The 18,901-nt window shown below is 57.5% G+C and carries 15 protein-coding genes; 12 read left to right on the top strand and 3 right to left on the bottom strand.

From position 1 onward, the window contains the following. The first annotated feature begins 19 nt into the window (after positions 1-19). The 6 genes from dapF to ACYQ1A_RS08835 are packed head-to-tail and all read left to right on the top strand — an operon-like array spanning position 20 to position 7,027. On the top strand, positions 20-877 hold the full coding sequence (dapF, locus tag ACYQ1A_RS08860) for a diaminopimelate epimerase (RefSeq protein WP_499361737.1): 858 nt from the start codon (positions 20-22) through the stop codon (positions 875-877). Continuing rightward, positions 867-1,847: an alpha/beta fold hydrolase gene (locus tag ACYQ1A_RS08855; RefSeq protein ID WP_499361736.1), complete on the top strand. Its 981-nt coding sequence runs from the start codon at positions 867-869 to the stop codon at positions 1,845-1,847. The genes dapF and ACYQ1A_RS08855 overlap by 11 nt, the downstream gene beginning before the upstream one ends. A 1-nt stretch (position 1,848) precedes the next feature. Continuing rightward, positions 1,849-3,102, top strand: a complete 1,254-nt coding sequence (locus tag ACYQ1A_RS08850) for an ATP-binding protein (protein WP_499361735.1) — start codon at positions 1,849-1,851, stop codon at positions 3,100-3,102. After that, entirely contained in the window at positions 3,041-4,474 is a 1,434-nt protein-coding gene (locus tag ACYQ1A_RS08845) for a hypothetical protein (protein ID WP_499361734.1), read from the top strand. The genes ACYQ1A_RS08850 and ACYQ1A_RS08845 overlap by 62 nt, the downstream gene beginning before the upstream one ends. A 44-nt stretch (positions 4,475-4,518) precedes the next feature. Beyond that, on the top strand, positions 4,519-5,766 hold the full coding sequence (locus ACYQ1A_RS08840; RefSeq protein ID WP_499361733.1) for an MFS transporter: 1,248 nt from the start codon (positions 4,519-4,521) through the stop codon (positions 5,764-5,766). Between the two features lie 7 nt (positions 5,767-5,773). Further along, positions 5,774-7,027: an ATP-grasp domain-containing protein gene (locus ACYQ1A_RS08835; protein WP_499361732.1), complete on the top strand. Its 1,254-nt coding sequence runs from the start codon at positions 5,774-5,776 to the stop codon at positions 7,025-7,027. Positions 7,028-7,179: 152 nt separating this feature from the next. On the opposite strand, the gene trhA is transcribed toward ACYQ1A_RS08835, so the two are convergent. Beyond that, positions 7,180-7,797, bottom strand: coding sequence for a PAQR family membrane homeostasis protein TrhA (gene trhA, locus ACYQ1A_RS08830; protein ID WP_053939268.1), 618 nt, complete (start codon positions 7,795-7,797; stop codon positions 7,180-7,182). A 260-nt stretch (positions 7,798-8,057) separates the two neighbouring features. Here trhA and ACYQ1A_RS08825 point away from each other — a divergent pair, with 260 nt between their 5' ends. Continuing rightward, positions 8,058-9,638, top strand: a complete 1,581-nt coding sequence (locus tag ACYQ1A_RS08825) for an ABC transporter substrate-binding protein (RefSeq protein WP_499361731.1) — start codon at positions 8,058-8,060, stop codon at positions 9,636-9,638. Between the two features lie 115 nt (positions 9,639-9,753). Beyond that, a complete protein-coding gene (locus ACYQ1A_RS08820; protein ID WP_499361730.1) occupies positions 9,754-10,053 on the top strand; it encodes an STAS domain-containing protein in 300 nt (99 codons plus the stop codon). Between the two features lie 131 nt (positions 10,054-10,184). Here the strand turns inward: ACYQ1A_RS08820 and ugpQ are convergent, their stop codons facing one another. After that, positions 10,185-10,940, bottom strand: a complete 756-nt coding sequence (gene ugpQ / locus ACYQ1A_RS08815; protein ID WP_062220807.1) for a glycerophosphodiester phosphodiesterase — start codon at positions 10,938-10,940, stop codon at positions 10,185-10,187. Positions 10,941-11,160: 220 nt separating this feature from the next. On the opposite strand from ugpQ, the gene ACYQ1A_RS08810 reads away from it, so the two are divergent. From ACYQ1A_RS08810 to ACYQ1A_RS08800, 3 genes are all read left to right on the top strand, one after another. Continuing rightward, the gene (locus ACYQ1A_RS08810) at positions 11,161-11,433 is read left to right on the top strand and encodes an oxidative damage protection protein (protein WP_053939272.1); all 273 of its coding nucleotides are present in this window, start codon (positions 11,161-11,163) and stop codon (positions 11,431-11,433) included. A 97-nt stretch (positions 11,434-11,530) separates the two neighbouring features. Further along, complete coding sequence (gene ppk1, locus ACYQ1A_RS08805; RefSeq protein WP_499361729.1) at positions 11,531-13,609, top strand: polyphosphate kinase 1; 2,079 nt, start codon at positions 11,531-11,533, stop codon at positions 13,607-13,609. Next, positions 13,606-14,094: a SixA phosphatase family protein gene (locus ACYQ1A_RS08800; RefSeq protein ID WP_499361728.1), complete on the top strand. Its 489-nt coding sequence runs from the start codon at positions 13,606-13,608 to the stop codon at positions 14,092-14,094. The genes ppk1 and ACYQ1A_RS08800 overlap by 4 nt, the downstream gene beginning before the upstream one ends. Before the next feature lie 14 nt (positions 14,095-14,108). On the opposite strand, the gene ACYQ1A_RS08795 is transcribed toward ACYQ1A_RS08800, so the two are convergent. Continuing rightward, positions 14,109-16,184, bottom strand: coding sequence for a TonB-dependent siderophore receptor (locus ACYQ1A_RS08795; protein WP_062220810.1), 2,076 nt, complete (start codon positions 16,182-16,184; stop codon positions 14,109-14,111). A 289-nt stretch (positions 16,185-16,473) separates the two neighbouring features. On the opposite strand from ACYQ1A_RS08795, the gene ACYQ1A_RS08790 reads away from it, so the two are divergent. Next, positions 16,474-18,255, top strand: a complete 1,782-nt coding sequence (locus tag ACYQ1A_RS08790; protein ID WP_499361727.1) for a Kelch repeat-containing protein — start codon at positions 16,474-16,476, stop codon at positions 18,253-18,255. Positions 18,256-18,901: the final 646 nt, after the last annotated feature.

Genomic DNA, 18,901 nt, shown 5'->3' with positions numbered 1-18,901 from the left:
TATTTAACTGACGAAAATCATGTTTGAGAAATTTGAAAAGTATCACGCACTTGGCAACGATTATTTAGTCACGCACGCCACGGAGGTTCCGGATGTCGCGAGCATTCAACAACTCTGTAATCGTCATACAGGCCTTGGTAGCGACGGCATCCTCCTGAACGGGAAACGCCACGGGGATGTTTTTGACCTGCGGATTTTGAACCCGGACGGCTCCGAGGCAGAGAAAAGCGGCAACGGGCTACGCATTTTTGCGCGGTTTTTGTTTGATGAGGGGCTGGTTGGGCATGAACCTTTCAAGGTCAGCACCCGTGGTGGGGTCGTTATATGCCGTGTGTGGAACCCACCTGAAACTGTAACCGTTGAGATGGGGCAGGCCCAATTTGCCACGGCGCAGATTCCGGTCAACTTGCCTCATCCAGAAGTACTTGATTACCCACTGGAGCTGGACGGCATTACCCTGCGCATAAATTGCGTATCTATGGGTAATCCTCATTGCGTGATTCTGATCGCGGCCGATGTGGACGGTGAGGCAATGGCTAAAAAGTGGGGGGCAACCCTGGAACATCACCCCTTGTTTCCTGGCCGGACCAACGTTCAGTTTGTTCAGGTGGCCGATCGCAACACCCTGAAGCTATGGATATGGGAACGAGGTGCAGGCTATACGCTGGCCTCTGGCAGTAGCAGTTGCGCCGCCGCCAGCGTAGCGTTCCGGCTGGGACTTTGTGACCGGACTATCACATTGAACATGCCGGGTGGACAGCTTGCAGTAGTCATCCGGGATGATATGCAGGTTGAAATGACTGGCCCGGTGACCCCGGTTGCAAGCATGCAGTCCAGACTCGCTTTGGGCGTAATGGATGCCCACCGTGTTCTCTGAGCTTGCCGCTTCGATGCCTGCCTCACGAAGAGCATGGCAGGTCCAGTTCTCCGAGGGAGTCGGTTCCGCACTCTATTCCCAAGGGGAATCTGGCTGGCCCACTATTTTGGCGCTCAATGCACCGGCCATGCCGGCTGCGTTTTTTGTTCCGATCAGCAACGCACTGGATCACCGTTATAGCTGGTTAATCCCGAGCTATTGCGGGCTCGGCAACAGCACAGCGGCACCGGCGACCTTTGCTACCCTGGTTGAACAAATGCAAGCGCAGTTACACGCATTGCCAGGACCAACAATGCTTTTGGGCTATAGCGCCGGAGCCAAGTTGGCAAGTGCATTGCTTGCCCAGCACACCAGGCGTACCGATCTGGCGGCTTGCATGCTGAATGGCGCGTTTTTCGATGGAGCGCAGCGCACCCGGCAACGCTTTGCGCCAGTCCTGGCCCGGCTCGGCAAGCACAAACCGGTAGACCCTGGGCTGTTACGTCAGATATTGCGACTGATCGAAGACCGGGCCGAACGCCCCACATCCGCCCTGATTGAAGATTTGCAGCTCAACTGGGGTCGCGAGCTTGCCGAGATTTTATTTCGCCCGGCGCAAAACCCCACTGGCCAGGTACTGCGTCTGGACCGACTGAACGGACAAACGCAGCTGCATAACTACCTGACGCTGATATCCGATTTCGCACTGAAAGATGTGCGCCCACTACTGCAAAACGTCACCACCCCGCTCCTGTTCATTGCGGGAGCAGATGATACTTTGGTCGACCCAGCGCAATCGGTTGCAGTGAGTCGCCATGCAGCACGATCGGAGTGTCATCTTTTAACTGGCGCTACTCATTACGCGCCACTGGAACAGCCGCTTTGTATTGCGCGCCATATTGATACCTTCATACGGACATGGCGCGCGTCGGCGGCGAGCTTGCCCATAGATCCAGCAACGCAAGATCTGTTTGTGTCTCAGGAACCCTAACATGCCAGGCTCGAATCTCATTCTCTTTGAAGCAACCTTCGTTCCGGAGGCCATACAGATGACGCTACCAGCCATTCTGGATGCGCTAGAGGGCTTCGAATCAATGGACCTGTTTACCAGTACTGCCTGTGCAGCACTGTTGCCCATTGCGGCTCAACGCACAGATATCCGTGTGCATGCGTTTGATCATTATTTTTCTAACCCGGAAGTAGAACTTCAGGCGTTGACCGTAGCGCAAAGCAAGCGGATCTCGCATGTACTGGCACTTCGCGAGTTTGATTTGTTGCGAGCAGCCAGAGTCCGTGAGCAGGCAGGCCTATCCGGCATGTCCGCGCATACTGCTGAGGGTTTCCGGGACAAACTGTTCATGAAAGAACGTGCGCGTGCGGCAAAGGTACGCACGCCGAACTTCATGTCCGCAGACAACGCCACAGAGCTTGCGATGGCAGCCAGCCAGTTTGGCTATCCTCTGATCGTAAAACCCCGGCGCAAGGCCGGCGGCGTGGGTTTCAAGGTGCTGCACGCCCCCGTGGATCTGGTCAACCTATGCCAGGCTGCAGCGTCGGAACTCGATTGGGATCAGGGCCTCGACTTGATCGCTGAAGAATTCATGACCGGGCGCATGTTTCATGCAGACGGCATCTGGAATGGAAGCGATTTCCAGTTTTTTTTCGCCAACGAGTACGTCGGATTAAAACAACATCACGCCTTCAACCCCGAGGTTGACCAATACCCGTTGTCAGGCAGTCTCAATCTGCCTCCGTATGATCCTGTCTGGGCACCACTAAGAGATTTTGCTCGTCAGACTCTGACGGTCCTGGGGGAAGGCGCGATATTCGCATTCCATATTGAAATCTGGGAAACGCCGGCAGGATTCAGCCTGAATGAGGCGGCCAGTCGTACCGGGGGCGGCCAGGTCTTTGAGCTGCTGTGGCGCCTTTTTGGTAGCAGCCCGGATGCCTGTCATTTGCGCGCGCTGCTGGGCAACTTGCCGAGTCAGAGCCAGATTGAGCCCGTTGAATATACATTGGTCGCGCGTATTCCCCGTCGTGCAGGTGTTTTCCATGGGCTACCTGACTCAGAGATAGCGGAGCTCCAGTGGAAACTCTTCACCCAACCTGGTAGTGAAGTACCGGCACCTGCGACCTGGGTCGATACCATTGGTTATATTTTCTGCCGGGGTCAGACCCGAGATGCCGTTACAACGCTTTACTGGCAAGCTCGCGAGCAAATCCACGCAGCGATTGTTGCTTGAGCGGATGGACGCCCCAGTCATGCAAATACTGAGCCCTTTTCAATCCGATCTCTGGAATTCCTGGTTGGCCGCGCAGGCAGACACGGGTGCAGCGTTACGTGCAGAATTCCAACGGCCTTTTCTGCAATCCCATGAACGCTATCCAGGGATTGCCTATTTGCCTCCTTTGTTTGACCAGGTGTTCCTGGATGAACTAGGTGCTGACATCGCCGCGCTTTTACGAGTGGTGCGTAGCCTGCCAGAACGTCTGTTTGATGGCGACGTCGCACGCATGCTCGATTTTCAAGGAGTCAGCGACAGCGAAAGGGATCTGGTGTTGGCATGGTCCGACAACACTGCACTGGATCAGGCCATGTTGTTTGCACGCCCCGACGTGTTACTGGCCCAAACTGGCGCGTACGTTGTTGAAATGAATGTCGGGACTGCATTGGGTGGACTAGGGTCATGCGATCGGATCGCGCGTTCGGTCCAGGAAAGTTCGTTTGCCAGGCATATGACGGCACAGGGTGTTTCGTTGGTTTATACGCCCATGATGCAGATATGGCATCGGGTGATCCGCGCCTTATTGCCCGAGACCTGCGAGAAACAACCTTTTATTTATGTTGCACTGGTCAACCCGCGCGAATTGGCGTCGCCACTTCCATATCATCAAGATTTTATTGATGCAGTCATATTGGGCGGAGCAAAGGCCCAGACTGGATTACTTCAGGATTTACAAGTTACAGACGCTGGGGTGTTTGCAGGGGACCAGCGCATTGACCTGATTTATCCCATGTTCACTTACGCTGAATTGCGTAAAAACGAAGTCCCTGCCAGTGTTTTCAAAGGTTTACGTTCGGCATGGCTGCAGCATCAGGTTGTGTTCCCTGGTCACCCCGCGACCATCCTGTTTGATAACAAAACCAACCTGGAACTCCTGTCGGCCCAGAAATATGCCCATTTCTATACGGCGCAGGAACTTGCGTTGATAAAGAAAATGGTACCCGTCACTTATAAACTCACCGCCGAAGCGATAGACGATGCTTTGCTACAGCGGGAACACCTTATCCTGAAGCCTGCTTCGTCATTTGGTGGAGATAGGGTAGTGGTGGGCAGCGATGTCTCCAGGCAGGAGTGGGAAGCACTTCTACGGGCTGCAGCCGAAGAGGCCGCTGTATATATCGTGCAGCAAAAAGTAGACCTGCCGTTAGCCTACCCAAATATCGCGGAAGCGACTTTGCATTCGACTGCTAGCCTGGGTGCAATGACTCTCGGGTACCAACCCGCGGGCTATTTTCTACGCGAGATGGATTTACATGAAGGGACCCCCGTTATCAATCTTGGGCGCGGGGCCCGAATGGGCACCGCCCTCAGCGTTGAGGGTCAGCTATGAGTGATCAGTCCCAGACCACACTCCGGTCAGTCAAGCGCATGGTAATGGCACGCTCGATCAGCGCAATTGGATCTCGCCTTACCACCTTTGCTCTTGATATATGGGTTTACCAGACAACCGGGTCATATCGTAGCTTTGTTTTGCTGGCTTTCCTGGCCGCGTTGACGACGCTATTGATCGGTCCCTGGGCCGGAGCGCGGGTAGATGCCAGCCATAAAGGCAAGACCCTGCTCATCACCGAGTACGCGGCGTTGACGGTTATATTGGCCAGTTTCCTGGCGTTGCTTTGCGGTCGTCTTTCAGTCCCATTGATCGGTGCCACTATCGTTTTAATGACTGCAGCCGATGCGTTCCGCTGGCCCGCAATCCAGTCCTCAATCACGGCGTTAACCCCCAAAGAGGACCTGGGACAAATCAACGGTTTACTTGAATCCTGGCGTTCTGCCACAGTTGTGGCAGGGCCGTTGCTTGGGGCAGCGGCTGTCGCCAGCATTGGCATGCAAGGCATCTTTGCCATTGATATCGCCACTTTTCTGGTGTCGATCGCGTTGATTCGCTCGCTTGTGCACAACCCTGCACTGGAAGGATTAACCGCTGTTCAGCGCAAGGTGTCAGGTGGCGTGCGCTTTGCCTTCAAATGGCTGTTAACCAAACCACCTTTGCTTGGGTTGCTGGGGTTTTTCGCCGCGATTAATTGCGGCTTTGCGATCATAACGACCATGCAAGTGCCCTACATTCTTTCGCTGACCAATCCAACAGGTTTGTCGATCTGTATCGCAACAATGGGATTGGGCACCTTGACCGGCGGACGATTGTTTGGGCATTTCTCTCGTTCATTGTGCGCAGAAACGACTTTACTGGTCGGGGTCGGCATCGAAAGTATTGCAGTGGCTTGTTTGGGCGCTTCATCCAGTGTGCTGGTGATGAGTGTCTGTACGCTGACGATGGGAGCGACCGCTTCATTCGCTGCGGCAGCCAACCAAACCATTTGGCAACGCAACGTGCCCTATGAACTTCAGGGACGGGTGATTTCGGCTCGCTCGATCCTCGCATTCAGCACGCCCCCACTTGCGTTGCTTACTGCAATTCCGTTGCAAAAAGGCATATTTGAGCCGTGGCTTGGTGCCAGTACACCTGGTCAGTGGGTTCACCGTATATGGGCGGGTGAACCCGTTGGGCTTATGTTGTCGACTCTGGCAGCCGGCATTTTTATCATTACTGTCAGTCTGCTACTGCTTGGTGGATTTGGGCTTTCGGAACGCAAGTCCCGGCTCTCCCCAAGTCAGATCTAAGGGTCTTATGCCTATCATTACTGCACTATTCGTGACATTGCGCTATGCCGATTATTATTCAATTGAGCTGTTGCAATCGCTGCGTCAGAAATGTGATCTTCGTGTAGTCGTTGCTGTGCCAACACCCGGCACTGGTTTGCCCCGCGCACTGGAAGGGCTGGTTGACGAGCTGCATGTGTTGCCTGCGAACGATGGCTATGGATTGTCGGGCGTACTCGAACCCAGTGCGCTGGCCGAGCTGATAGAGCGAGAACGGTCAACCTATCCGGAACGCGAGTTGCGTTTGATTTGCTGCGATGAGTTAAATCTCCTGACTGTTGGTCAACTACGCCGTAGATACCACCTCAACGGTCCCGATGACGGCGAATTGTTCCGCTTCCGTGACAAGGTGGCGATGAAGAGCGTCTTGCAACAAGCCGGTTTAGCAGTCCCGAAGCACGCTGAGATTGAGCTGGCTAGCTTGAATGAACAGGGGCGTTCATATTCGGAACTCGCCGCCAGATTTGGTCCCGGTTTTGTGATCAAGCCCGTTGATGCTGCTGCGAGTGTCGGGGTAATGAAAATTCGGGGCCCAGAGGACTTGGCAACCTGGCAGCGACAGTGGGGAGGTCGTTTGGGCCGGGTTCAAGCCGAAACCTTCCTGTCTGGCGAGCTTTTCCACGTTGATACGATTTTGCAGAAGGGCGAAATCAAATTTCAGGCGGTGTGCGCGTATTCGTGCCCCAACGCGGAATATCTGGATGGCAAAGTTCTTGGAAGCGTGACGATACCCGACCAAGACCCTCGATCCGAGATGCTCCGCGATTTTGCTTGTCGCGCTTTGCAAGCGTTGGGCGCAACAGATATCTCGACCCATATGGAAATATTTATGGTCGATGGACAGCCTGTATTTCTCGAGGTTGCGGGCCGCCCTCCGGGTGCCGCAGTCACGCATGCATATCGTGCGGCTTACGGACTCGGTTTTCTTGATCTGGATTTGCAGCTTCAGTTGGGATTAGAGATACCAAAGCTGGAACTCAACCAACACCATGCTTTCTGGGCATATTTTCCGCGCTTGAACGGGATCATTAAATCCCTGGTTCCTCCCGCCATAAAAAGCATTCATGAGCTGCAGTGGCGGGTACAGGTCGGTGAGAAAACAGAGGCATCAGGCAGTGTGATTGAGGCTGCAGGGCTTTTAGTCGCCAGTGGACCCGATTTTGAAAGAGTCCACTCCGACTTCATCGCTGTGTCATGCCATTCTGCGCTGGTCATGCAATGAAGCCACGAGGCGTTCCAACCCGGATGCGTTGAGCTGGGCCCTGACTGTTTGATTAGCCCGGTCTGGCGGTCCACTTTCGAGCAAAAGTGGACGGGCTGCACGGCAATGACAAGCGTCCTTGATTGGTGTCTATGCTGATCGGCGCAGGCGGCTTATTTAACGTAGCCAAAGATGCTGACGAATTGGCAGGCGCTGCCGGCCAGCACAAACAAATGCCAGATGCCGTGAAAGTGTTTGACCTTTTCGTCGAACAAAAAGAACACGATCCCCACCGTATACACCACGCCACCAGCGGCTAACCAATACAAGCCTGCGGGCGGCAAGGCGGCCATCAGCGGTTTAAACGCAAACACCACCAGCCAGCCCATCAGCACGTAGATCAGCATGGAAAACAGCCGCGTGCGTTTGCCTATCCACAACTCCTGCACGATACCGATGACGGCCAAAGCCCAGTTAACGCCAAATAGCGTCCAGCCCCAGGGCCCGCGCAAAGTGACCAGCGCAAACGGCGTGTAGCTGCCGGCAATCAATAAATAAATAGCGCAATGATCCAGCCGTTGGAACACCGCTTTGGCCGGACCACGCAGGCTGTGGTACAGCGTCGAAATCGTATAAAGCAACACCAACGTCGCGCCATAAATGGCGGTGCTGACGATTTTCCAGGCGTCGCTATAAATGCTGGAATACACCACTAACACCACCAGGCCGATGACCGAAAGAATGGCGCCGACCAGGTGGCTATATCCGTTAAAACGTTCCCCGCGATACATACGTATCCTCAAAATCAAAACTCATAAACCGGCCACAACCTTACCTGTTTTGCCCGCCGCGCTGGTGGTATTTATGCCTGCGGCATAGCAGTACCAACGGCAGCTGACAAGGCCTGGAGCGGCCAGATGCGCCATACGCCTACGCCCGCGCCATCATGTTCGTGGCATATTCTTGTTCACAACCATTCTTTAGCGCTGCCGCAGTGCCAGGTTAGGCTACGCGGCTGAAAAATCAGAACTTGCCCCGGAGAGCTTCTCGCATGCGCACAACAACAATGATCGCGGCGCTGGCCGCCATGCTGCCCCTGACCGTGCTGGCCAAACCGCTGGCAGTATGCACCGACGCCAATCCCGAAGGCTTTGACGTGGTTCAATATTATTCGTTGGTTACCACCAATGCCTCGGCCGATGTCTTGTTCAACCGTCTGGTCGACTATGACGCCAGCGCCAGCAAGGTCGTTCCCAGCCTGGCCGAAAAATGGTCGGTTAGCGAAGACGGTCTTACCTACACCTTCAACCTGCGCCATAACGTGCAATTTGGCGCTACCGAATGGTTTAAACCCACGCGCGCGCTGAATGCCGATGACGTGGTGTTTACCTTTGAGCGCGTGCTCAACCCGCAGCATGCCTGGTTTAAAACCTCCGCCAATGGCTACCCCACCGTGCAATCCATGCAATTGCCCAAGCTGGTTAAAGGCGTGAAGAAGGTCGACGATTACACGATTCAGTTTCAATTGAATTACCCCGATGCAACGTTTTTGCAAACGCTGACCATGGGTTTTGCTTCCATCTATTCGGCGGAATATGCGGACAAACTCACGCCGGCCAAGGCCGCCGATTTCAATAGCAAACCCGTCGGCACCGGCCCGTTTGTATTGCGCTCGTTCCAGAAAGACGCGGTCATCCGCTATGACGCCAATCCCAATTACTTTGGCGGCAAAGCCAAAGCAGACAAGCTGATCTACGCGATTACGCCAGACGCCAATGTGCGGCTGCAGCGCATCAAAGCCAATGAATGCCAGGTGGCGTTGTCGCCCAAGCCGCTGGATGTGCAAGCAGCGCGCAGCGACAAGAATCTGAAAGTGGTAGAAAACCACGCCTTTATGACCGCCTTCGTGGCGATCAATACCCAGCACAAGCCGCTGGATAATCCGCTGGTGCGCCAGGCCATTAATGCGGCGTTTGATAGCAATACCTATCTGAAGACCGTGTTTGAAGGGACGGCGCAAAACGCCAGCCGCCCGTATCCGCCCAATACCTGGAGCTTTGCCAAAGACCTGGGCGATTACAAATACGATCCGGAAAAAGCCAAAGAACTGCTCAAGAAAGCCGGCCTGCCCAATGGCTTTGAAACTACCATCTGGACGCGCCCCACCGGCAGCACGCTTAATCCCAACCCGAAAGCAGGCGCTGAATTGCTGCAGACCGATCTGGCCAAAGTGGGCATTAAAGCCACCATCAAGACCATTGAATGGGGCGAGCTGATCAAACGCGGCAAAGCGGGCGAGCACGATTTGCTGTTTATGGGCTGGTCGGGCGATAACGGCGATCCGGATAACTTTCTCACGCCGCAATTCAGCTGCGCCGCGGTGCAATCCGGCACCAACTTTGGCCGCTTCTGCGATGCGCAACTGGACAAGCTGATTACCGACGGCAAGCGCACCAGCGATGTGGCGCAACGCACGAAGATGTACCACGACGCGCAAAAGATCATCTTTGAAGCCGCGCCGTGGGTGCCGCTGGCTTACCCGACGGCATATGCGATTACGCGCGCCAATGTGTCGGGCTATAAGGTCAGCCCCTTTGGCCGCGTGGATTTCTTTGCGGTGAGCGCCGACTAAGCGTCAATCCCGCCATACCCCCGGAGCGGTCCTGGCTGTTGTAGTCAGGGCCGCGCGCCTACGCTTTGTTTGACGGCAACAAACAAAACCTACAGCGGCGGCAAGGGGGCTTGCGATGCAGATCGATTGGCATTTGGTGTCCAACACGGTGGTGATCCGGCTGATGGGCAATTTCACCGCCGCCGACCACCGCGACTTTAAACAGATGATGACGGCGGTGCTGGCTTTGCACGGCGTCAGCGATTTCTGCGTGGATCTGGCCGATGTGGATTATCTCGACTCGTCGGCGCTGGGCTTGCTGTCGCAATTTCATGACCGGGCCGGGCGCCGGCCCATCAAGCTGACGCATTGCCACGGGCCGGTGAAAATGGTGTTGGTGATCGCCAATTATGAGAAGTTGTTTCAGATGGCTTAAGCCAACTCGGCGTTGTTGTACCTGTACCCAACCCTTAATGTGGAAGGCCAGGATTTCTGCGACTGCAACCGGCTTGGGGTGGTGGGTCATGACCCACCGTATACGTTCAGCCCGACCATCCGCGGTGTGGGTTATATATCGCTGGCCATCGCCAGGGCTGCGGGCAAGCTTTCCAGCTCATCGGTAAACAATCCATCCACGCCCCAATCAATCAGCTGCTGCGCGCGGCGTTTGTCGTTGACGGTATACGCCAGCACGCGATAGCCCGCCGCATGGATGTCCGCCACCCGTTGCGCCGTCAGTATCTCGTGATTGCAATGCAGCGACACCGCATCCAGCGCACGCAAGCGTGTGCCCCAATCTTCCACCCACTCATGAATCAGCAAACCGCGCGGCAGATCGGGCGCGGCTTTGCGCGCGGCCAGCAAGGCCACTTCGCTGAATGACGACAGCAGCGGCGGGGTGCGTTCGCGCTGCCAATAGCGCGCCGCCTCTTGCGCCACCTGCTTGCCGGTTTCCTGTTCGCGCCCTGGGCAGGGCTTGATTTCGACGTTGGCGAACATCAATTCGGTGATGCAGAAGCTGGCGATATCGCTAAAGCGCGGCACCGGCGTGCCGGCAAATTCCGCGCCTTTCCAGCTGCCGGCGTCGATGCCGTCCAGTTGCTCATAATCAAGCTCGGCCAACGCGCCTTCGCCGTTGCTGGTGCGTTCCAGCGTGTCGTCGTGGATCACAATGCTGACGTTGTCGGCGGTCAGCTTCACATCGAATTCGACGGCGGAAAAGCGCAGCGCCAGCGCCTTCTGCATCCCCGGCAAGGTGTTTTCGGGGGCCAGATTGCCGCCGCCGCGGTGGGCGAATAATTTGGGATAAGGCCAGTGTTGCATGCATCTTTCTCCGGATAGATCGGTCGTACTTTGCCGCAACGCGGCCCGTGCCACAGCCCCGTTAGCAAGCCCGTGTATACTTGCAGGCTTACCCGAAACTGCATAGCGGCTGCATAAGTCAGCCCGACACGCAGATTTTGAGCATATTGCCTGATGGCATACAGCTGTCATGCTGCGGCAATATGGATGTCATTCAATCCCCGTTATTGTGAGAACACCAATGAGTCGAACCGTACACTGCGTCAAACTGGGCCGCGATGCCGAAGGCATGGATTTTCCGCCGCTGCCGGGCGAACTGGGTAAGCGTCTGTACGACAACGTGTCGAAAGAAGCATGGGCCGCCTGGATCAAGCATCAAACCATGCTGATCAACGAAAACCGCCTCAGCCTGGCCGATCCGCGCGCGCGGCAGTACCTGCAACAACAGCTTGAGAACTACTTCTTTGGTTCGGGCGCTGATGCCGTGCAAGGCTTCGTGCCGCCGCAACACTGATCCACGCCGCACACGCAACCGCGGGCCGCTTCCACACGGCCCGTTCGTATCGCGGGCTTGCCCGTGATGTGTCTTAACCCGCCATGCCGTGAAAACCATGATCTACAAACCCGCTGATAATCAATTAATGCTCAACCGCGAGCTGGGTCTACTGGAGTTCAACCGCCGCGTGCTGGCGCAGGCTGAAGACCAAAGCAACCCGCTGCTCGAACGTCTTAAATTTCTTTGTATTGTGTCGTCCAACCTCGATGAGTTCTTTGAGGTGCGCATGGCATGGCTCAAAGAAAACATGCACCACAACGCCACGCGTTTGCTGCCCGAAGGCATTACGCCGCAGCAAGCGTTCGAGTGGATTACGCGCGAAGCGCATGATCTGGTCGAGCGTCAGTACCACCTGTTTGGCCAGATGATCCTGCCGGCGTTGGCCGCCGAAGGCATCCACTTTTTCCGCCGTACCGTCTGGACCGACGCGCAACGCGAGTGGATCCGCGATTACTTCTTCCGCGAACTGATGCCGGTGCTGACGCCGATCGGGCTCGACCCGTCGCATCCATTTCCGCGTGTGCTGAACAAATCGCTCAACTTTATCGTCGAGCTGGAAGGCCGCGATGCGTTCGGGCGCAATTCCGGCATCGCCATTGTGCAAGCGCCGCGGATTCTGCCGCGCTTTGTCAAAATCCCGTCGGACGTCAGCGGCGTGGAACACGGCTTTGTATTCCTGTCGTCGATTCTGCACGCGCACGTCGACGAGCTGTTTGCCGGCATGCAGGCCAAAGGCTGCTATCAATTCCGCGTGACGCGCGATTCGGATGTGTCGGTGGACGATGACGACATCAAGGATTTGCGTGCGGCGCTGGAAGGCGAATTGTCGCAACGCCCGTTCGGCAATGCGGTGCGGCTGGAAGTGGCCGACAACTGCCCGATGCATCTGCAGGATTTTCTCAAAAGCCAGTTCCGCCTGGACGACGTCGATGTCTATCGCGTCAACGGCCCGGTAAACCTGGTGCGCCTGATGCAGGTGCCGGATCAGGTAGAACGCCCCGATCTGAAGTTCGAGCCGTTTATGCCCGGCATGCCGACCGAACTGCGCAAAAACCCCGATGTCTTTGCCGCCATCCGCCATGGCGACATCCTGCTGCACCACCCGTACCAGAGCTTTACCCCCGTCATCGACCTGCTGGCGCAAGCCGCGCTCGACCCGAGCGTGGTGGCCATCAAGATGACCGTGTACCGCACTGGCTCGGATTCGGCCTTGATGGATGCGCTGGTCGAAGCGGCGCGGCGCGGCAAAGAAGTGACCGCCGTGGTCGAGCTGATGGCGCGCTTTGACGAAGAAGCCAACATCAACTGGGCCGCCAAGCTGGAACGCGCTGGCGCGCACGTGGTGTACGGCGTGTACGGCTATAAGACTCACGCCAAGATGCTGCTGATTGTGCGGCGCGAGGAAGGCAAACTGCGCCGCTACGCCCACGTCGGCACCGGCAACTACCATCCGCGCACCGCCAAGCTGTATACCGACTTCGGTCTGATGACCACCAACGACGAAATCACCAGCGATGTGAACGACGTGTTCATGCAGCTGACCGGTCTGGGTCTGGCGGGCGATCATTATCAATTGTGGCAATCGCCGTTTACGCTGCAGCCCAATGTGCTGAAAGCGCTGGACCGCGAAATCAGCCATGCGCGCGCCGGCAAAAAAGCCGTGGTCATCGCCAAGATGAACGCGCTGCTGGAGCCCACCGTCATTGAAAAGCTGTACGAAGCCTCGCAAGCCGGCGTCACCATTCACCTGATCGTGCGCGGCGTGTGCGCGTTGCGGCCGGGCATACCGGGCGTGTCGGACAATATCCGCGTGCGCTCCATCATCGGCCGCTTTCTGGAACACCATCGCGTGTTCTATTTCTATAACGATGGCGCCGAAGATCTGTACTTGTCCTCGGCCGACTGGATGGGCCGCAATCTGTTCCGGCGTATCGAAATCGCCTTCCCCATCCTCGACCCGAAGATCAAGAAACGCGTCATCCGCGAAGGCCTGCGCCCCTTCCTGGTCGATAACGCGCAAGCGTGGGAAATGCAGTCCGACGGCCGTTATCGGCGCAAGAACGTGCGCAGCGGCAAGCGTCGTTCAGCGCAGGGCATGTTGCTGGCTGACTTGCAGGCGGGCCCGCGCACATGACCCCAGGCGCTACGCTCGACCTGATTCTGTGGCGGCACGCCGAAGCCGATGATCATCACGATGATCTCAAGCGCGAGCTGACCCGCCATGGTCGACAACAGGCCGAGCGCACTGCCGCGTGGCTGGCCAGACAACTGGCTGGCCACAAACTGGCGGTGGTTACCAGCGAAGCACGCCGGGCGCAGCAAACTGCCAGCGCGCTAACGGCGGACTTCCGCATCGATGCCGCCATCAATCCGGACGTCAGCAGCGTCAATGATTATCTAAAGGCCGCAGGATGGCCCGAGCCCAAATCTGAAGTGACTTTACTGGTCGGCCACCAGCCCACCATCGGCAGGCTGGTCAGCGTGTTGCTGCATGGGGTGGAGCAGGATTTACCGGTAAAAAAATCCTCGATCTGGTGGCTGCAGCGCCGCATGCGTGACGGCAATGTGCAGTACGTGCTGAAGGCCAGTATCTCGCCCGATTTGCTGCCCGACGCGTAGCGGCAGCGCCTGCCTTATAGATCAACCTTCAGCGCCAGCATTGCCGTACGCGGCATGCCCACGCCCAGCCGATTACCCCCGGTAGCGGACCAGAAGCGCTTGTTGGTCAGATTCTCGATATTGAGTTGCAGGCTGGTGGGCTGGCCGAACAGCTTGTCCGCATAGCGCACGCCCAGGCTGCCCAGGGTATAGCCGCCTATCCACGCCTGATCCAGGTCATTCACCGGCCGCGGCCCGGTATAAAACGCGCCCGCATTCAGCGACAGCCCCGCTAGCGCCTGGAATTGATATTGCCCGAACAGGCTGGCGGTATAGCGCGGCGTGTTTTCCGGCACCTTGCCATTGAGCGCTGCCGACGCACCACGGAATGCCGATTTCAGGATCTGGCCGGATGCCTGCAGCGCAAACCGGGGCCAGAGCTGGCCTTGCGCAGAAACCTCGATGCCCTGGTTACGCTCATGCCCGTCCTGCACAAAGGTATTGCTGCTGTTCAGATAACTCGCCACGCGATCAATATCAAACAAGGACGCCGAATACTGCATCCCGCTGGCGGGCATATAGCGCACCCCTAGCTCGGCCTGTTTGGCGATTTCCGGTGCCAGTGCCACAGTGGCATTGGTGGCGGTCTCGGGCGCACGGTCACCCTGTTCCAGCCCTTCGCTATACGAAACATAGGTGGAGAAGACAGGGGTGAACTTGTAGATCAACGCCGCTGAAGGCGTAAAGCGGCGCGGGTTGTAGCGATAATTGCCCTGTTCGCTGTCAAAGCGGGTGTAGCGCACACCTGCAATCGCCTGCCACTGACTGTTGAGAATCAGGCGATCCATCGCATAAAGACCGAGGTCGGTGGAATGCAAGGCGTCGGTGGTACTGCTTCCCGTCGTAGGCAACCACGGCAGCGCAATCGGGTTATACAGATTCTGGCGCGCGCTAAAGCGATCCATCTTCGACGCACCCTGATGCAGGCTGATTTCTTCCGCGCCCAACGTCACCTCGTGGCGCACGCTGCCCCAATCCTGGCTACCGAACACCTCGGCGCGATACATCGTGTTGCTGAACACGGCATTGCGACGATTGCCCGCCAACGTGCCCGCGCCGCTGACCAGGTTGTAGTTCTTCATATCCGTAAAGATCCGGTCGCGCTCCAGCCGGGCCGCGCCGGTTTCCAGCGTCAGTACCCAATCCGCATTCAAGGAATAATCGGCCCGCAGCAAACCGGAACGCTGCTCACCATCAAACCAGGCCCAATCCGGCGCGATCAGGCGTTTGGGGTCAGGCAGATGCGGCAGGCTGATGCGTCCGTTTCTGGCGGGCAACAAATTGATGCTGGCCTGTTCGATGATCTGCTTGCGGGCGTATTCCAGATCGGCCTTAAGCGTCAGGCGCTCGGTGGGTTTCCAGTCCAGCGCGGCGCTGATCATCCTTTTCTTGCCATGCACGCCCTCGGTGGCCGACTGCAAACTGCCCCCCGCCGCCACGATACGCAGCCCCGCTGGCTGTTGTTCACCCCAACGCCGCCCCACATCCACGCTGGCCAACGCGCCACCGTTGTCGTTAACGCTAAACCCGAGCGTGGTCACGGGCTGCGCGCCGGCTCGCCGCGTCACCAGATTGATCACCCCGGCCGGACTGGTATGACCGTAATACAGCGCCGAGACCCCCTTCAGCACTTCAAGCCGCTCCATATTGTCGAGCGGAATTTCCATCAGGTTGAACAGCGGCAAGGCGCCGTTCAGACGAAAGTTGGTACTGTTATTCACGCGCACGCCGCGGATGGCCAGGTTATCAAACACCTCCCCCGGCAGCTGTTGCCGCGTCACCCCGGCCGTATTGCGCAAAACATCGTAGAACGTGGCATCCGCCTGCGCCTCCAGCACCGCCCGATTGATCACGTTAACGGTGGCAGGCACATCCACCACCGCCTGATCCCGAAAAGTGCCGACGCCGACGGTAGAGGCATTGAACGTGGTATCAGGGCCCGCCTTGACCAGCACCTCCGCCAATGTGCCAGCCGCAGGAGAGGGTTCCGCGGCCATGGCGTTAAAAGGGAAGCAAGAGGACAAGGCGACAGCAAGCAGACGGTACTTCATGGCAGCGAATCTTCCTTAATTGCAAATGAGAATCGCTGCTAATACTGTGCGACGGATTGATTGTCGTCAGCAAGTAAATCCGGGTAATAGTTGCCGAAGGCAATTTAAATAATGAGAACTGCGCGCTCGGTTTCGGCCCTGCACGCGGTGCGCGAATTCGGTATCAACGCCACACAACGTTACGTTGGCCTTACGTACCATCCCTTGCATTCGTATGATGTGTGGCCGCCAAAAGTGGCCAACGGCCCGGTATTCACGAGGCCGATCATAACGAACAGGGATTTTTGATATGGGCTTGATGCGATTTGCGCTGGGCGCTGCGTTAGTCAGCGCGTTAGCGGCGTGTGGGGGCGGTGGGGGCGGAGATTCCGGCGCGGCCAATGGGTCCAGCGGTGCAGGTGCGGCCAGCTATCGCCTGGGCGGCACGGCCACCGGATTATCGGGCGGTGCGGTCAGCGTAAGTAGCAATGGGCAGACCATTACAGTGCCCGATGGCGCGGACCAGTTTGCGTTTCCGCAAAATGTAGCCAATGGCGCGGTTTATAACCTGGTCATTCAGAGCCAGACGCCGGGATTGCTATGCAGCATCAGCCATGCCAGCGGCACGATCAACAACGCGGATGCCTACGGCGCGATCATCAGTTGCGATCATGCCGTTGGGGGCTCGGTGACCGGCCTGACCAGCAGCGGCTTGCAACTGGCTGATGGCGACAACACTGTGGACGTTGCCGCCAATGCCAGCAGCTTTTTCTTTGGCAATGCCAAGGCAGCCGGCAGTGCCTATTCGATTTACGTTAAAACCCAGCCCGCAGCGCAAACCTGCGTAGTCGCGCAAGGCGACGGCACCATGGGTAGCCGGCCCATTTCCGATGTCGCGGTCACGTGTACCGATACCCTGCATGACAGCTGGGCGTTGATGAGCGATCCGCATGACATTGGCGGTATCTACACGCAGCGCTACGGGGCCAACGTCGCAGTCGACGCCCAAGGCAATGCATGGGTGTTTGGCGGCAACGCCGACGTTTCGATTTTTTCATACGATACGTACAACGACGTGTGGCGCTTTGACGGCAAGACCTGGACCCAGGTCATGATTAATTTTGCGGAGCCTATCGGCAACTATGCGTGGCCAGCTACCCGTACCGAGGCGGTGACCTGGATCGACAAACAGAACCACCTGTGGGTGTTTAGCGGCATGGAAAGCCAGGGCACCAATAATGCTAGCTATGCGGTCGACAACGATATGTGGCGACTGGACGGCACAACCTGGACGCGCATTGTGCAGCCCACCACCGTATCGATGGGCACCAAAGGCGTCGCCGCCGCCACCAACCTGCCGCCCGCGCGTACCCGTGCACAACATTGGCAAGACAAGGCCGGCAATATCTGGATTTATGGCGGCTCCAACGAGCGCGGTCAGCCGCTGGAAGACCTGTGGAAATTCGACGGCACCAACTGGACCTGGATGGGTGGCTCGCAAGACATCAATGCCGCCCCGGTGTACGGTCAGCAAGGCGTAGCCGACGCCAGCAACTGGCCGGGCGGGCGCTACCACGCCAGCACCTGGATCGACCGCGCCGGCAACCTTTGCCTGTATGGTGGCGTGCAATATGGCGGCTATACGGCCGCAATGTGGTGCTTCAATGGCACGGCCTGGACGTGGAGCGGCAACAGCACCTATAACACCGCACCGGTGTATGGCCAGCAAGGCATCGCCGCCGCTAGCAACAACCCCGGTGGCCGCGCCGGCGCCGCCACCTGGCGCGACCGCGATGGCAATATCTGGCTGTACGGCGGCGCCCGCGACATCAATGGCGAAATTCAATACCAAAACGATATGTGGCGTTTCGACGGCAAACTGTGGACGTGGGTCAGCGGCGCACAAACCCCGCTACAACCCAGTATCCAAGGCGCACTGGGCCAGTTCAGCACCGGCTATACGATGGGTCAGCGCGGTGCGCCGACCACTTGGGTAGACACGTCCGGCCGCTTCTGGGCACTGGGCGGCATCGCGTTGTACAACCAAAGTTTTACGGTAGTCGAAACCGACCTCTGGGCGTACCAGCCTTGATACCGGCTGCCCCAGCTGCGGCTGGGGCAGTCATGGCCAAAGCCGCGTTGGGCAGAAAGGATTGCTGGTGCCGCCCGGCGACTGTGAATTACAGCGCCGCGGCGCAGGCAAGCAGTAAAACCCGGTTCGTCAGAAAAAACGCAACCCCGCACGCCCCACCGCAACAGCGAAGCGCATTGCGCGCCTTCATCCAGGAACAGCGGTCCCAGGCAAACAGACGGTTTACCCGCAATGCTAAGGAGCGATTATGGCGCGGACAGTTTGCGGGCCGCCGGAGCGGAGCAACCGGAGCGTACGTTTTGTACGTGAGGATTGCGAGCACCGCCGGAACGCAACAGCGAAGCGCATTGCGCGCCCTCATCCAGGAACAGCAGCACCAGGCAAACAGACGGTGTACCCGCAATGCCTCGGAGCGATTATGGCGCGGGCAGTTTGCGGGCCGCCGGAGCGGAGCAACCGGAGCGTACGTTTTGTACGTGAGGATTGCGAGCACCGCCGGAACGCAAAATGCCCCGCCAGAATCGCTCGTACCACAATAAAAAAAGCCGACTCTCTGGGAGAGTCGGCATAAGTCGCGTGCAAAGACAACCGTTTCTATTCCGTCCCCTTGTGAGACACCACCGCACGCCTGCCGTGAACGAGTCGT

The sequence above is a fragment of the Silvimonas sp. JCM 19000 genome, assembly GCF_054652575.1.
The sequence above is the reverse complement of the archived record's forward strand: the minus strand, read 5'-3'. Positions and strand labels throughout refer to the sequence as shown.

Bases quoted from the DNA above. Each gene is read 5' to 3' on its own strand.
- ACYQ1A_RS08845 (WP_499361734.1), top strand. From the start codon at position 3,041: ATGCCGTTACAACGCTTTACTGGCAAGCTCGCGAGCAAATCCACGCAG.
- dapF (WP_499361737.1), top strand. From the start codon at position 20: ATGTTTGAGAAATTTGAAAAGTATCACGCACTTGGCAACGATTATTTA.
- ACYQ1A_RS08825 (WP_499361731.1), top strand. From the start codon at position 8,058: ATGCGCACAACAACAATGATCGCGGCGCTGGCCGCCATGCTGCCCCTG.
- ACYQ1A_RS08840 (WP_499361733.1), top strand. From the start codon at position 4,519: ATGGCACGCTCGATCAGCGCAATTGGATCTCGCCTTACCACCTTTGCT.
- trhA (WP_053939268.1), bottom strand. From the start codon at position 7,797: ATGTATCGCGGGGAACGTTTTAACGGATATAGCCACCTGGTCGGCGCC.
- ACYQ1A_RS08850 (WP_499361735.1), top strand. From the start codon at position 1,849: ATGCCAGGCTCGAATCTCATTCTCTTTGAAGCAACCTTCGTTCCGGAG.
- ACYQ1A_RS08810 (WP_053939272.1), top strand. From the start codon at position 11,161: ATGAGTCGAACCGTACACTGCGTCAAACTGGGCCGCGATGCCGAAGGC.
- ACYQ1A_RS08820 (WP_499361730.1), top strand. From the start codon at position 9,754: ATGCAGATCGATTGGCATTTGGTGTCCAACACGGTGGTGATCCGGCTG.
- ACYQ1A_RS08795 (WP_062220810.1), bottom strand. From the start codon at position 16,184: ATGAAGTACCGTCTGCTTGCTGTCGCCTTGTCCTCTTGCTTCCCTTTT.
- ACYQ1A_RS08790 (WP_499361727.1), top strand. From the start codon at position 16,474: ATGGGCTTGATGCGATTTGCGCTGGGCGCTGCGTTAGTCAGCGCGTTA.
- ugpQ (WP_062220807.1), bottom strand. From the start codon at position 10,940: ATGCAACACTGGCCTTATCCCAAATTATTCGCCCACCGCGGCGGCGGC.
- ppk1 (WP_499361729.1), top strand. From the start codon at position 11,531: ATGATCTACAAACCCGCTGATAATCAATTAATGCTCAACCGCGAGCTG.
- ACYQ1A_RS08800 (WP_499361728.1), top strand. From the start codon at position 13,606: ATGACCCCAGGCGCTACGCTCGACCTGATTCTGTGGCGGCACGCCGAA.
- ACYQ1A_RS08835 (WP_499361732.1), top strand. From the start codon at position 5,774: ATGCCTATCATTACTGCACTATTCGTGACATTGCGCTATGCCGATTAT.